Annotated in this window: 14 protein-coding genes and 5 tRNA genes; 14 read left to right on the top strand and 5 right to left on the bottom strand. The window is 44.5% G+C overall.

Annotation, left to right across the window (positions count from 1 at the left end; translation table 11 throughout):
- Positions 1-15: 15 nt before the first annotated feature.
- From N6H06_RS16515 to N6H06_RS16495, 5 genes are all read left to right on the top strand, one after another.
- Positions 16-639 (top strand): GTP pyrophosphokinase, encoded by a 624-nt coding sequence (locus N6H06_RS16515; protein WP_062749432.1) that lies wholly within the window; start codon positions 16-18, stop codon positions 637-639.
- A gap of 20 nt (positions 640-659) precedes the next feature.
- On the top strand, positions 660-1,463 hold the full coding sequence (locus tag N6H06_RS16510) for an NAD kinase (protein ID WP_062749430.1): 804 nt from the start codon (positions 660-662) through the stop codon (positions 1,461-1,463).
- Entirely contained in the window at positions 1,456-2,361 is a 906-nt protein-coding gene (locus N6H06_RS16505) for an RluA family pseudouridine synthase (RefSeq protein WP_263707548.1), read from the top strand. Before N6H06_RS16510 ends, N6H06_RS16505 begins: the two co-directional genes overlap by 8 nt.
- A gap of 113 nt (positions 2,362-2,474) precedes the next feature.
- The gene (fabI, locus tag N6H06_RS16500) at positions 2,475-3,254 is read left to right on the top strand and encodes an enoyl-ACP reductase FabI (protein ID WP_082808380.1); all 780 of its coding nucleotides are present in this window, start codon (positions 2,475-2,477) and stop codon (positions 3,252-3,254) included.
- A 127-nt stretch (positions 3,255-3,381) separates the two neighbouring features.
- Entirely contained in the window at positions 3,382-3,729 is a 348-nt protein-coding gene (locus N6H06_RS16495; RefSeq protein WP_062749427.1) for a DUF1360 domain-containing protein, read from the top strand.
- A gap of 215 nt (positions 3,730-3,944) precedes the next feature.
- On the opposite strand, the gene N6H06_RS16490 is transcribed toward N6H06_RS16495, so the two are convergent.
- The 3 genes from N6H06_RS16490 to N6H06_RS16480 form a co-directional block, all read right to left on the bottom strand.
- A complete protein-coding gene (locus N6H06_RS16490; protein WP_263707630.1) occupies positions 3,945-4,694 on the bottom strand; it encodes a class I SAM-dependent methyltransferase in 750 nt (249 codons plus the stop codon).
- A 131-nt stretch (positions 4,695-4,825) separates the two neighbouring features.
- A complete protein-coding gene (locus tag N6H06_RS16485) occupies positions 4,826-5,530 on the bottom strand; it encodes a hypothetical protein (RefSeq protein ID WP_062749423.1) in 705 nt (234 codons plus the stop codon).
- A 143-nt stretch (positions 5,531-5,673) separates the two neighbouring features.
- A complete protein-coding gene (locus tag N6H06_RS16480) occupies positions 5,674-6,387 on the bottom strand; it encodes a BMQ_0737 family morphogenetic spore coat protein (protein ID WP_062749421.1) in 714 nt (237 codons plus the stop codon).
- Between the two features lie 659 nt (positions 6,388-7,046).
- On the opposite strand from N6H06_RS16480, the gene N6H06_RS16475 reads away from it, so the two are divergent.
- Positions 7,047-7,325, top strand: coding sequence for a hypothetical protein (locus N6H06_RS16475; protein ID WP_062749420.1), 279 nt, complete (start codon positions 7,047-7,049; stop codon positions 7,323-7,325).
- A 104-nt stretch (positions 7,326-7,429) separates the two neighbouring features.
- On the top strand, positions 7,430-7,999 hold the full coding sequence (locus N6H06_RS16470; protein ID WP_062749418.1) for a spore coat protein: 570 nt from the start codon (positions 7,430-7,432) through the stop codon (positions 7,997-7,999).
- A gap of 76 nt (positions 8,000-8,075) precedes the next feature.
- On the opposite strand, the gene N6H06_RS16465 is transcribed toward N6H06_RS16470, so the two are convergent.
- Both N6H06_RS16465 and N6H06_RS16460 read right to left on the bottom strand, forming a co-directional pair.
- On the bottom strand, positions 8,076-8,522 hold the full coding sequence (locus N6H06_RS16465) for an efflux RND transporter periplasmic adaptor subunit (protein ID WP_263707547.1): 447 nt from the start codon (positions 8,520-8,522) through the stop codon (positions 8,076-8,078).
- A 281-nt stretch (positions 8,523-8,803) separates the two neighbouring features.
- A complete protein-coding gene (locus N6H06_RS16460; RefSeq protein WP_263707546.1) occupies positions 8,804-11,092 on the bottom strand; it encodes an ATP-dependent helicase in 2,289 nt (762 codons plus the stop codon).
- Positions 11,093-11,267: 175 nt separating this feature from the next.
- On the opposite strand from N6H06_RS16460, the gene N6H06_RS16455 reads away from it, so the two are divergent.
- From N6H06_RS16455 to N6H06_RS16425, 7 genes are all read left to right on the top strand, one after another.
- A complete protein-coding gene (locus N6H06_RS16455) occupies positions 11,268-12,293 on the top strand; it encodes an ATPase, T2SS/T4P/T4SS family (RefSeq protein ID WP_263707545.1) in 1,026 nt (341 codons plus the stop codon).
- Positions 12,280-13,317, top strand: coding sequence for a competence type IV pilus assembly protein ComGB (comGB, locus tag N6H06_RS16450; RefSeq protein WP_263707544.1), 1,038 nt, complete (start codon positions 12,280-12,282; stop codon positions 13,315-13,317). Before N6H06_RS16455 ends, comGB begins: the two co-directional genes overlap by 14 nt.
- 168 nt (positions 13,318-13,485) lie before the next feature.
- Positions 13,486-13,558: transfer RNA gene (locus tag N6H06_RS16445), tRNA-Ala, on the top strand.
- Between the two features lie 7 nt (positions 13,559-13,565).
- Positions 13,566-13,658 (top strand) — tRNA-Ser (locus N6H06_RS16440).
- A gap of 227 nt (positions 13,659-13,885) precedes the next feature.
- A tRNA-Met gene (locus N6H06_RS16435) sits at positions 13,886-13,962 on the top strand.
- 5 nt (positions 13,963-13,967) lie between these two features.
- Positions 13,968-14,042: transfer RNA gene (locus N6H06_RS16430), tRNA-Gln, on the top strand.
- A gap of 3 nt (positions 14,043-14,045) precedes the next feature.
- Positions 14,046-14,117 (top strand) — tRNA-Gly (locus N6H06_RS16425).
- Positions 14,118-14,354: the final 237 nt, after the last annotated feature.

The raw sequence follows: 14,354 nt of genomic DNA, 5'->3' as shown, positions 1-14,354 counted from the left end.
TAAGAGGTGGAGCTTTTGGACTGGGATGCTTTTTTAACACCGTATAAACAGGCTGTTGAAGAGTTGAAAGTGAAATTTAAAGGGACGAGGGAACAGTACCAGAAAACGTCGCTGCATACACCTATTGAATTTGTAACGGGGCGTGTGAAGCCGGTATCGAGCATATTAAACAAAGCGGCGCGCAAGCAAATTCCCCTCGAGCAGCTGGCTGATAAGATGCAAGATTTGGCTGGCGTTCGCATCGTCACTCAATTTGTCGAGGATATAGACAAAGTCATTGAGCTCATGCGTGCCCGCTCTGATTTTGAAATCATTTCGGAACGAGACTACATACAAAAGAAGAAACCGAGTGGGTACCGGTCATACCACTTAATTCTTCGCTATCCTGTTCAGATGATTGAAGGGGAAAAGAAAGTCCTTGTTGAATTGCAAATCCGCACACTGTCGATGAATTTTTGGGCCACGATTGAACATTCATTGCGCTATAAATATAGCGGTGAAATACCTGACGACATCAATATGCGTTTGCAGCGGGCTGCAGAAGCTGCCTTTTGGCTCGATGAAGAGATGTCGATCATCCGTGATGAAGTACAAGAAGCTCAGCGAATTATAACTGCAAAACAACAGCAAAGCCGCTGATAGCAAGGAGTGAAACAATTTTGAAGTTTACGGTTGCCTCACGAGGGGATACACTCTCAGATGAATTATGCGATACGATAAAAACACGGCTTCTTGCTGCCGATTTGGCACATGATAGCGAAACACCGGATATCGTCATTACGGTGGGAGGGGATGGAACGTTTTTAGAGGCATTCCATTCTTATGCACACCGGCTAGAGGAAACCGCTTTTGTAGGCATCCACACTGGCCATTTAGGTTTTTATGCTGATTGGGTTCCTGAAGAAACAGAGCATTTGATTACCCATATAATCAAGACGCCGTTTCAAATTGTCGAATACCCTTTGCTTGAAGTGGTCATCCGCTATCGTGGCGGCCAAAGGGAGCCGAGGCGGCATTTAGCCCTTAACGAAAGCACGATTAAAAGCACCGAAGGGTCACTTGTTTGCACAGTTGAGATTAAGGGAGAGGCTTTTGAGACATTTCGGGGAGATGGCTTGTGCATGTCCACGCCTTCGGGGAGTACGGCTTACAACAAGGCGTTAGGGGGGGCAATATTGCATCCGTCCCTTGCTTCGATCCAGCTATCGGAAATGGCTTCGATTAACAACCGTATTTATCGGACGCTCGGATCCCCTCTAGTGTTGCCTCAGCATCATACCTGTTTGTTGAAACTGTTAAATGATGTGTCCGTCCAAGTTACCATCGATCATTTTAATGTACCGGTGTTTGCAGAAAATGTCGATACGATCCAAGTCCGTGTCGCAGAAGAGAAAGTTCGTTTCGCCCGTTTTCGGCCATTTCCTTTTTGGAAGCGGGTGAAGGAGGCCTTTATTAGTGAATAACCCGACTTTTTCATGGCGCGTCGATGAAGGCGCGCCCCTGCTATTACGGACGTTTTTACGTGAAAAAAAACAAGTATCGAAGCGGCTTTTAGCAGCTGTAAAATTCAAAGGCGGGCTTTTGCGGGTAAACGAGATGGAAGCAACGGTGCGCCATGTTGTTAAAACAGGGGATCTAGTGACAATGGTGCTTCCGCCTGAGTTGCCGAGCCCAAGTTTACAACCTGAGCCGCTTTTATTTGGCATCCCTTATGAAGATGAGCATATGCTCGTTGCCGATAAACCAGGACATATGGCGACGATCCCTTCTCGAGACACACCAGGAGGTTCCCTTGCCAATGGAGTGCTTCACTATTACAAGCAGCAACAACTGCAGGCAACGTTTCATGCTGTCAACCGCCTTGACCGCGGCACAAGTGGACTGCTGATTGTAGCCAAGCATAGCTACGCCCATGATTTGCTGTCTCGATTGCAGCAGCAAGGGGGCTTGAAGCGTTGCTATAAAGCGCTTGTAAAAGGGGTTCTTTCAGAAAAAGCAGGCATTATTGACGCTCCAATCGACAGGAAGCCTGGAAGCATCATTGAACGGGAAGTACGGCTAGGTGGTAAATCAGCCATAACCCACTACAAAGTGGAAGCAGAATCAAACACACACAGCTTATTGTCTTTGCAGCTTGAAACGGGCAGGACACACCAAATCCGCGTCCATTTTGCTTACTTAGGCCACCCACTTGTCGGCGATGGGCTATATGGAGATAATGACGAGGGGTTGCCCCACCAAGCGCTGCATTGCGATCATGTGGCATTTACGCATCCGTTTACAGACGAAGTACTTTATGTCGAAAAAAGCTTGCCGAAGGAATGGCGTCCATTCGTTGAGTGCATGCATCCCATTGGTTGATGATTTTCCTTTGCAAGCAGGAATCAAGACAGGAAACGCGAATTTTGCATAGTACCTTGTTAGACATTGTGATAAACTATTAGTACCTGATAATAAAATGGGAGTGATAACAATTGAAGGCAATTGATTTGTCAAACCGTACATACGTAGTGATGGGTGTCGCGAATAAACGCAGTATTGCTTGGGCGATTGCTCAAGCGCTAGCAGGAGCAGGAGCAAACTTGGTGTTTACTTACGCTGGGGAAAGGTTGGAAAAAAATGTCCGTTCTCTTGCTGAAACGCTTGAAGGGGAGCATCTTGTCTTGCCATGCGATATTACGAACGACGAAGAGATTGACAAAACATTTAATGAGATTAAAGAGAAAGCTGGCGTGATTCACGGACTTGCCCATTGTATTGCTTTTGCCAACAAGGAGGAGCTTGAAGGCGAATATCTAAATGTCACACGTGATGGCTACTTGCTTGCTCAAAATGTCAGTGCCTATTCATTGACCGCTGTAGCCAAAGCGGCTCGTCCGCTGATGAGTGAAGGCGGAAGCATTATTACGATGACGTACTTAGGCGGCGAGAAAGTGGTCCGCAATTATAACGTGATGGGTGTAGCCAAAGCCGCTTTGGACGCCAGCGTAAAGTATTTAGCAAACGATTTAGGGAAAGACGGCATTCGTGTCAATGCCATTTCGGCTGGACCAATCCGGACATTAGCAGCGAAAGGAATTGGCGGTTTTAATAATGTTCTTAAGGAAATTGAAGAGCGGGCACCATTGCGGAAAACGACTACCCAAGAAGAAGTAGGCGATGCCGCTCTATTTCTTGCAAGTGATTTAGCACGAGGCATTACCGGAGAAATTCTTCATGTAGACAGTGGCTATAATATTCTTTCACTTGCTTAATGTTAAAAAAGCAGCGCTAATCATTGATGCTTAGCGCTGCTTTTTTCTGTTCATTTGCGATTTATACATAAGGCACAGCACACGTTCATAATCATGTCTATTATGAGGAGAAAGGATTTCGTAATCAATGATCTCACCATTTGAATGGATCGTGCTTGCTTTCGCGACTTGTCGCTTTACGCGTTTGCTCGTTTGGGATGATATTACGGCATGGCTTAGGCGCCCATTTATCAAAGAAACAGAGATATTAGAAGAAAACGGGGAAAAGGTTTTGTATTTAGAAGGCAAGGGGCGTGGGTTGCGCAAATGGGTAGGAAGCCTGCTATCCTGTTATTGGTGTACAGGTGTCTGGGTTGCACTGTTCTTTTATGGCGGATATCTTTTTTTTCCACTCTTGTTTTGGCCACTTAGTGTTCTTTTTTCCATTGCTGCTGTGGCAGCAATTTTGGAAACAATGACGAGAAAGTTGGAATAATAGGGGAGTGCCACAGTAGGCAACACCCCTTTTTTGCGTATAGAGAGGATAAATGGCCACACATAGAAGCGAGCTTGGCATAAGATGATTTTGCATTCACTAAAAACGCGTACAATAGGCTGCCAATCTGTTGAGGCTACAGAAGTCGAATGGATAGCGCAATGATTGCTGCTTACCGCTTTAATGGGTATGAGAACTTTTGCTGTAAGCAACATTTATCCTTTAAGTCCCTTAAAAAGAATAAAGGGAGGAACGGTTTTTTCATCTTTCCATTTTAGGCCGTACTTGTCTTCAACATTTCGAATCGCCTCGTCGGTTACGTTTTGTAAAGTCGGTTGCTGTGTTTCGATTTCAACAAAGCCATTGTTAACGAGTAATGTTTCATAAGTTTTCTCTGGCCAATGGTAATCTTCAATTAGCAACTGGTTTCCTCCCCAATGCAATTCTTTTTGAATGATATCGCCCCGTTTGTAGGTTTTGCCTTTTTCGCCGATACGGCATGTGGAAAAAACATGACCTGTGGAATTGGGATTGGTGTCTAACAGCACAAATGGAGCGCCTGGTTTTAATACACGGGATACTTCGCGCAAAATGTTGTTTAGTACTGCTTCATCCCCGATTGTAATGAAAACGAAACACGAAAAAGCACCGTCAATGGAGTTGTCGTCTAGAAAAGCGAGTTTGGGACCTTTCACTAAACGGTAATGCACCTTTGTATGATTGTGTTTCTTGGAAGCAAGCTGAATCATTTTCGCCGATTGGTCGACTGCAATAACGGTCGCTGAAAACAACTCAGCAAAGCGTGTTGCGATTTTACCTGGTCCGCAGCCAAAGTCAAGAATGGTCTGGCGCTCGTCTTTGTGAAAATGGGAAAATACGAATTGATATCCTAATAGTTGCTCTAAAATATCATTATAGGCTTCGTATTTTTCAGCAACTTCCTTTTGAAAGAAAAAATCAGTCATCACTCTACACCTCCTAGTAAACATAGTTATATGCTTGGAATTAAAAGAGTGTGCAATCGCGGAAGGTGGAAACGGTTAAAAACAAAAGAAAAACCAGGCTTTTTTAAGCCTAGTTCGTTACCAAAAAGCAACTATACAAGGGTGAAAGCAATCGCATTCAAAGCGGGGATTCCTTGTGGATGTTCGTCGCCGTATACAAACCCGTTCACTTGCATCGCCACAGAGCTTGTTGCCGCAATAGGCAATTGGATTTCAAAATTAGAAAACATAACGGTTGATAAGGCAGGAATTTCCGCTGCTTTTGGCTTCAGCCAATACTGGCCCGTTTCTTTTGCTTGTGCATCGCCACTTTCTTCTAAAAAAGACCAGCCATCACTTTCATTCATTTGGGCAACGTGGTCTTTAGGAGCACGAGGGCGATTGATTTTCCCAGTCAAATTTGCCAATTCCGGTTTATTAAAGGCAAGGCAAATGATAGGGGTAGACAGTGGAGCCGTGCCTTTATTTTCAATAACAAAATGACCCTTTACAAGCACTGTTTCATCTTCTTCGAAAGTGGAAGGCGATAGGATGGAATACGAAAAATAAGGGACGATGATCGCTTGCTTAGTAGGACTTTGCTCGTAGCCGTTCGCGCCGCTGTTTTTTTCAGCTTGTAGCGCCAATTCTTCCAGCCGATCGGTCAATCCATCGATAATTCGTTTTTGTTCAAGCAGCTTCTTCTCCTGCTGACGTAGCAGCCGTTCATTTTTCACCGTTTCAGAACGATAGTGCAATAATCGTTGCTTTAATTGAATATGTTCTTTATGAACGTTTGTTTTCTGGTTATAAGACATAGACGCCTCCTTAAAAAGTCGGACATAGAAAACGAGTCTGGTAATACAGACTACGCGGCATCTAGTTATTGTATGTATGGCTGATTGATTTGAGAAGAGAAAATCCGAGCCGTCGCGAAACGGCTCGGTGGCAAAAGGGGAGATTAGGAAGCGGATTTTGAATGGCTTTTGCTTTTCTTACCAGGAAATAGAGTAGGGCATTGTGGTGGGAATTTCGTTTCTTTGCATAGAACATCGCTGATAGGAAATTCCAGCCGAGGTTTGCAATATGCCGCTTCAATTTCCAACAAAACGTCAGCTAATACATGGACATCTAGGCAGAAGGAGAAAGAAAGGTCCAGCTGCATATAAGAGCCGTCAAATATAAGTTCAGCATCACATTGGCCTGCTGTGACGAAAGCGCACACTTCAGTGCCTTCTGGCGCGCATAAGTAGAACGTTTCGACTTTTGTAAATTCAAATGGCTCGCATGACGTACAAATATGGTTGCCAGCTTCGTCGTACAGGTCTACATCGACGCAAACCTTAATGAGAATTTTCACTTTCTCAAGCGTAACCTCATCGCCATTTGGCATGCAAACTTCTACTTGCGTTCTGTGATGCGGATCAGTCACTTCCTTCGTGTAAATCTCGGACTCAATCACCCGGCAGACGGCTTCACATTTCGGGAATTGTTTAATAAACTCTGTAAACGATTCTGCCTCGCTGTCCCTGCATTTAAACAGTTCGGACAAATCACTGCCGGATTTATTTCCTTCATGGTAGCATGCCGTTGGCAAATCGACTTGGCGTGTGACCCAGTCGAACACTTTAGGGACACTAATGCATACATTATGCTTTTCGTGATCTGTGCTCATGCATAAACCTCCTTATGATTTCCTAGCGTGGTTTTCTCTCTTTGTGCCCTTAACTAGGTGTTCAGGCTACTGTATAGTATGAATGGCCAGTAAAAATGTGCAGCCTGATATAAATTATTTTCGGGCTACTATCCGTACCTTCTAGTGATGGCAACATAAGATAGTAAATACGATAAATAGAAAGAGGAGGAAAAAGCGGATGAATCAAAAAAGCAATCAGCCTCAAGCATTTATCAAAAAAATAACAAACAAAAAGAGACCGAAGACAGGGTACAAACCAAAGCCTAACTGCTGCGGCGGTAAGAAAAAAAGCAAATAAACGGATCATCTAGAGCAGAATTAAAAAAAGACTCGGGCCTGTATGTTCATTCAATTATAAAAGGAAGGCATGCCATCTCTACGTGGCATGCCTTAAGCTGTAGGCGAGCGCTTGCATCTTTCGTCGTCTGAAAGTGAACAAGTCGGAGTCAGGTCGTTTCCCCTCATTTAAATGGAAGCTCCTCGTCAGCAAAGAAATGCTAAGGAAACCCGCTTAAATAAATGAAATGGGCGGATTTAGCCGGTAAATGAGCTGATTTTTCCGCGCGTATCACTCACTTAAGACGAGCCAAACTCATATGGTATTAGTGTCCAATAAAAAACGATGAGGAGGTTTATGCATGCATAACCAATATCAGCAGTTGATGGAAGTCCTTGTTCGCCAAATCTTAAAAAAGCATAACGTCTCGCCGGCAAAAAATTTGTCAGATGAAGAAAAAGAAAAAATCCGCAACACGGCTTTAGGTTTACAGCAACAAGTGGAAGAGTTTTTGAAAGAAAAACAAACCAAAACAAATGAGGAAGCAAAGAACGATAAAGGCAATGAATCGCAGGGGAAAAGCGATCCGTTTAGTGAAATCCTAAAACGGAAAGCGGAAAAGCGGAAAAAAACAGAGTAACAAGGGCCTTAGCTGAAATTAGGCAACTGTATCAGGGACATACGCACAGGCAAAATAGTCGAATGAGCATAGTTTAAATTAGATTCTAAATTGGAGGGGAAATCATGAGTGAAGAATTTACACGGTTTTTAGATAAACCGCGCCATCATTCATCTTCATGCGATAGCTGTTCTTGCCACAGCTGTTCACATGGTGGACACGATTCAAACTGTCATTCTGATAAACATTGTCATTCAGACAAAAAAGACGACCACAAAAAGTGGTCTGCATTAGACCCAGACGCGTGCCATCCAATGGGTTTTGGCGATATAGAGCAAGATGCAGCGCAGGTAAAGAAAGAGATCCAAGTTTCTGAAGAGCTCATTTATGTTAAAGATTCTTGCGACGTAGAGATAGAATCGACCGACACGAAAGCAGCAATTGGTATACAAGTAGCCATTCAAGCTGCCATTGCCTTGATTATCCGCATCTCTTTAGCTGGAAACGACAATGTCGAAGACATTACACAAGAAATTCTTCAGGCCTCAAAGACAAAGCAAATCACTCGCCAAAAAACGATTGTCGACAATTCCAGAAATGTTCAAGTGTCAACGACGGATACGCAAGTGGCGGTCAACATTCAAATCCAAATCGCGATTCTCTTGGCCATTATCGTCGAATTGGATATTCTATAATCCACATGGAAAGCTGTCAAGTTTGGCAGCTTTTTTTGGTATTTTGTTTTCGCTGTTTGTCTATTGTGTTTTGTAGTTATTCTTTCTTTGACCGATCTCGATCTAAAAGGTTGCGAGAGAACCAGTTTGGCGACATTTCGCTATTCGTTTCATGTTTACTTGTACGATGAGATACGTAAAAAGTGGACTCGTGTAATTTCTCTTTTTGAGACGAGTGCTCTTCTTCTTGTACCTCTTCCTCATGCTTAGCGGGAGGGACAGCTTCTTTTGGTGGCGGTGGGTTGTCAGAAGACTGGGCTTTTGCTTCCACCAGTTCTTCTGATAATTTGTGTTTCTCATTTAGCGCCTGCTCAAGCTGTTCCTGCAGTTGTTTGTTCTCCGCCTGTAGTTGGTCGATCATGTTGTAATGATAATCATTTTTATAGCGTTTCAGCTCTATTCTCAATTTAGCCGCTTCTGCTTGGGCGTGGATTAAGCGTTGATGCAGTTGGGCAGCTGTTAGACGCATTGGAGATCGATTCACTCTCATCAGTCCTTTCAGCTTAATAATCGCTTATTTTAAATGTATGAAAGCAAAACAAAAACATGAATTGAAATTGGCTGTGGTTGGTGTGAAAGGGAAAATCGCGAAAAAGTGGAGAGTATGCTGCCTGTTGTTTTACGTCAATTCCAACTGTTATATTCCTCAATGACAGGCTAATTGATGAGTAAACAGGAGCTACCACCGAGATCGCGGCATCCATTTCCGGCGTAATGGGCGAAATGGATGCCTATGAAATGGATGAGGGAAGAGGGGGATTCGTCCTAGTTTTGGCTGCTGTTCATTAAGCCGCGGACAAATCGGGTTGGGTGGGCTCGTTTTCCCCGATAATGCACAGGGGCCGAAATCGCCAATTCCTTTTTGGCACGTGTCATCGCCACATACATCAGTCGCCTTTCCTCTTGCAAGGGGCCATCATCGCCTTCTCGCCAAGCGTCAAGCGCATAGTCATGGGGGAGGCTGCCCTCGACTGCTCCTGCAATAAAGACATGGCTAAATTCGAGCCCTTTTGAACGATGAACCGTCAATAATTGAACGCTTTTTGGCTGGCGAGTCTGAAGCGAATGGCACTCCTGTTGTTTGGCTATTACATGGTCGATATGGGTCAAAAACGCTTCGACCGTATCAAATTGTGTGGCTGCCACTTTAAGTTGATTGAAGTCGTCGCTGCCTTTTTCGAATTTATTCCCTTCCTGACCTTGTTTTTTGATCGTTTCATTAAATCCTAAACGTGCTTCGGCAAAAGCAAGCGCTTCGGATGGATTCATCTTTTGCATGCGGCGGCAATCAGCAGGTAATGTTTTTAGTTTTTTTGCTTGAAAGGCGGGCAACTCTGTTAAAAAAGGGATGGCTTCAAGAAGGCTGCACCGTTCCGTTTTCTGGATGCGTAGCAACTGATCGAGATGCTCTTGCTTTATAAATAAAGCTTTTAACAGTTCTGCCATTACAAACTGACTTTCTTCGTTCCTGCCAATCCGCAAAAAGGAGAGAGCACGGCGTACAAATGGCCGTTCGTAGAAACAGGCAAATCCTTGTTCAAGCGAGAATGGGAGCGTCGTATCCATCAAACGGTCCACGAGGGCTCTCGCGCTTGTAGACGTACGGTAAAGCACAGCGATTTCGCTTGGACAAGTGCCCTTTCCGATTAGCCTCTTGATTTCTTCCACAATCATCGTTGCTTCCTCCTCCTCGTTGTAGGGAAAGAACACATAAGGCAATTGATCAGATGTGTGCTGGGCGACGAGCGTTTTTTCCAGTCTCGTCCGATTTTCTGCAATCACTCGATTGGCACTGGCAATAATCGGGTGTGATGAACGATAATTTTCGACTAAATGAATCTTTTTCGCTTCTGGATAGTGAGAGGCAAAACTGCGAATGAAACGAGGGTCGCTCCCCCTAAACCGATAAATCGATTGGTCATCATCGCCAACAACACATATATTGCGCTGAGGCATTGCTAACAATTTGACAATTTCAAATTGCACAGGGTTAATGTCCTGGAATTCATCGATTAACAAGTAGGCAAATCGTTCTTGATAGCGCTGCAAAAGCTGGCCGTTCTCCTGAAGCAGGTATAGGCAGCCGAGCTGCATGTCGTCGAAATCAAAACGCCCTGTTTCCCGTAAGCCTTTTTCATAGTGTTTGTAAAGAAGTGCCGCTTTCTCTTCAAACGGATCTGTTGCCTTCACGTGTTCAGGCGCAATCATATGGTTTTTCCACCAGCTAATTTGCGTCGCCGCTTGATCATAAGGAAACTCGCTCTCATCTAAATCTAGCGCTCTGCCTTGTATTTTTAATAGTTCTTGCCCTGATTTTATTAATTTTGACCCATGCCATTTACTAGGATCAGCATGGACAAGCATCGTATAGAACAAACTGTGGAATGTGCGAATCAGCAACGACTGGGCGAACGTTGGCTCAATCCCCGGGTATTCAGCCATTCGATCCCGCATTTCCCGCGCAGCTTTTGCTGTAAATGTAACGAGCGCCATCTTGTTAGGATGAATGTTTGCTTCGCTTATCATATAGGCAGCCCGTGCTGTAAGGACACGTGTTTTTCCACAACCTGCGCCAGCTAAAAGGAGCAGCGGTCCATCGATATGCTTGACAGCTTTCCATTGCGCATTGTTGAGTATGAGGCCTGCTTTTGTCAGTTGTTGGCGGTAGCCTTCAAGGGCCAATTGTTTAGCAGAGGCTGGTTCTGTAAACGGCGCAACGTTTGACAAGACAAGAGGCGCTTTCCATTCTGAGATGGTTTTTAAAACCGCTCTTCGTTGAGGCAAACGAAACCCATGTACGGTCGTAGCAGCTGTTTGTCCTTCTGCTTGCCTTGCTTGTTCAAAAGCTTCTACTTGCTCCCTGCAACGGTTGGCGTCGCTAGGAGGGTGAACAAATGAGGGCATTTGGTGGATGGAGAAGGACATGGATAAAGGGGCGCCGCAGTGAATGCAATGGAGCAGCCCTTTTTTGCTAAGCCGGTAAAATTTGTGCCATTCCCCACGATCAAGTTCTGGCAAATACAAAGGTTCATTTAAATAAAGTGCCGTGTTCATACTAACTCCTTTCGGGTGCAACCGTTATCGTATCAAAAGGAACAGCAGTCACGCAATTGATTGATTATTCGTTTAGAGTAAAGCTCATAACAAAATACTACATGAAAAAACAAAAAAGATGCAGGGAATTGCTGATATGTGGCGAAAAAACTAGAAAACGTAAAGGAGGTAACAAATGGCTGACATTGAAGCAAAAAGCACGGCCATCCTTTATGAAGCTTTTCAGTCTGAAGCGAGCGACATTCATTTTCTTCCTACTTCAGATGGGTATCGGGTTCATTACCGGGCACTTGGCGAAATTCATGCTGGGGAAACGTTAAAGGCTGAGGACGGCTTCAGAATCGTAAGCTATTTTAAGTACGCTTGCGGTATGGATATTGGCGAACGAAGAAAACCACAAAGCAAAGCGATCTCCTACGACTGGCAAGGCAATGGTTACACACTTCGCTTCTCGACATTGCCTGCCAAACCGAGTGAAAGTTTGGCTATACGCATTTCCCCAAGCACGACTCCTTACACACTCCAATCTCTTTCCTTATTTGCTTCTGATACGCGAAAGTTCACGCAGCTTGCCCATTGCCAGAACGGTCTTGTCCTCTTTACAGGAGCGACAGGGTCGGGCAAAACGACGAGCGTTTATGCATTGCTTGATTACGTACAGCAATCGAGCACAAAAATGATTGTAACAATTGAAGACCCGATTGAAAGGCCGATTGACGGCATGGTTCAAATTGAAACAAATGAAAAAGCAGGCATCACTTTTACAACAGCTTTAAAAGCCGTGTTGCGCCACGATCCTGACGTGATTGTCATTGGGGAAATCCGTGATCGCCACACAGCGGAACTTGCTATGCAGGCAGCGACAACGGGCCATCTTGTAATCGCCAGCTTACACGCTGCGAGTGCTTCCCTTGCCTTTGCCCGTCTAACGGAGTTAGGCGTGAATGTACGTGTTGAATGCGTCCGGGCAGTCATTCACCAAAAATTAGCGAAAGTCGTAAGCAAAAACAAACGTGTGGCTTTTTTTGAATGGTTGCTAAAGGATTCGCTATCAAAAGAAGATGATGTTCATGACCTATCAGGTGAAACAGAAGCGCTTAGAGCGATTCGCAAGGCGTGGGCAATTGGAGCGATTGATCGGCACACATTTAACTTGCTAACAGACAAAGGGATGACGGAGGTGGAAAGTGGGTACCGTTAGTGAAAAGCAAAAAGCGGAACAAGTACAATTTTTGAAGCGTCTCGGTGAATTGTTGAATAGAGGGTACGAAATCGACCAAGCATTGTCGTTCTTGGCTGTCCACGCCTCAAGGGAGTTGCAGGTGAAAATTACAGGTTTAAAAAAAGATTTAAGGGAAGGTAAGACATTGTGGCAAAGCATCGAGCCATTCTCTTTACCTGGAGAAGCACAATCATTTGTCTATTTCTTTGAAGAGCAAGGTGAGCTTGCAGAAGGGCTCGTGTCTGCTGCTCAGTTAGCTGAAAAAAGAGCTTATACGAAAAAACAGCTGCAAAAGCTGCTGCGTTACCCTGTTTTTTTACTTTGGGGCGCTGCTGTTGTTCTAATCGTATTAAACCAATTTGTTGTTCCACACTTTAAATCGTTGTATGCGACAATGGAAACATCGCCTCCATGGCTAACACAGTTCTTTTTCCAGTTCCTTACTTATATCCCCTATATACTAATTGGGCTTGTTATTGTTGGGTTTGTAACAAGTATGCTCATATGGAAGCAGTACAAAAAACGCTCTCCACACGACCAAATAGTGCTCTTTCTAAAAATAAAGCCAATAAAAGCAACCGCCCAACAAGCGATTTCCTATTACTTCTCTTTGCAACTAGGAAGGCTCCTCGAAACGGGAATGTCGTTGCAACAAGCGCTAACCGTGTTTGAAGGACAAGATTATTTGCGTTTTTTTAAAGAAGAAGCGCGGTGGATGAACAATGAGCTAGAAAGAGGGGAGTCATTTATTGCTTACATTAAGCAAAAGCCTTATTATTTAGATGAACTAGCTGCTGTTGTCGAAAACGGCATGCGTACCGGCACAATAGCTAGTGATTTGCAGCAATACAGTGAATGGCTTTATCAAGAAATGGATGATCGCTTGCAAAAAGGCGTTGTTTGGTTGCAGCCGGTATTGCTATTGGCAATTGGCGCGTTTGTATTTGGTCTGTTTTTAGTAGTCATGTTGCCGATGTTTGAAATGATCGGTTCGCTTGAGTAAGACTTGACCTATCCCTATGAGAATCGGTAATATAGAAAAAGAACAAGCAAAAAAACGATTTGGAAAAACTTTTTTTAAAAAAGTCCTTGCGCAATATCTGCTCCTATGGTATATTATTAAATGTCGCTGAGGTGATAGACAAGCGGCATTACATACTCTTTCATTTTCGGGGCCTTAGCTCAGCTGGGAGAGCGCCTGCTTTGCACGCAGGAGGTCAGCGGTTCGATCCCGCTAGGCTCCACTTTTACGGAGGAATACCCAAGTCCGGCTGAAGGGATCGGTCTTGAAAACCGACAGGCGGGTCACACCGCGCGGGGGTTCGAATCCCTCTTCCTCCGCCATTAAAAGTTATGTTGTTTTGAATATGCTAGCAGAGGAAGAGACAGTTAATCTCTTTCAAACAATAGCACAGTAAATCCCATATTTATTAGTAGCGACGCGGGGTGGAGCAACGAGCGCAGCGAGTTGTCTCGACGCAAACAATCATCCCCGAATAGGCAAGCAGAGGAAGAGACAGTTAATCTCTTTCAAACAATAGCACAGTAAATCCCATATTTATTAGTAGCGACGCGGGGTGGAGCAGTCTGGTAGCTCGTCGGGCTCATAACCCGAAGGTCGGCGGTTCAAATCCGTCCCCCGCAACCAAATAATGGGCTATAGCCAAGCGGTAAGGCAACGGATTTTGATTCCGTGATTCCCTGGTTCGAATCCAGGTAGCCCAGCCATATGCGGAAGTAGTTCAGTGGTAGAACATCACCTTGCCAAGGTGGGGGTCGCGGGTTCGAATCCCGTCTTCCGCTTTTTTTATTGGAAAAGAAATGATATGCGGGTGTAGTTTAGTGGTAAAACCTCAGCCACGAGCGAAACATCCGTGAGTAATCTCCAAAGTTGCCTCGACGCATCAACATCGCTGAATAAGCAAGCAGAGGAAGAGGCATGTTGTTCGGTGCTCCAAAAATGAGGATAGTAATTAGTAAATATGCGGGTGTAGTTTAGTGGTAAAACCTCAGCCACGAGCGAAACATCCGTGAGTAATC

Origin of the sequence: Shouchella tritolerans (genome assembly GCF_025770735.1) — a bacterium.
GTDB classification, from domain to species: Bacteria; Bacillota; Bacilli; order Bacillales; family Bacillaceae_D; genus Shouchella; species Shouchella tritolerans.
Note: the sequence above shows the minus strand (reverse complement) of the source record. Positions and strands in the feature narration are given on the sequence as shown.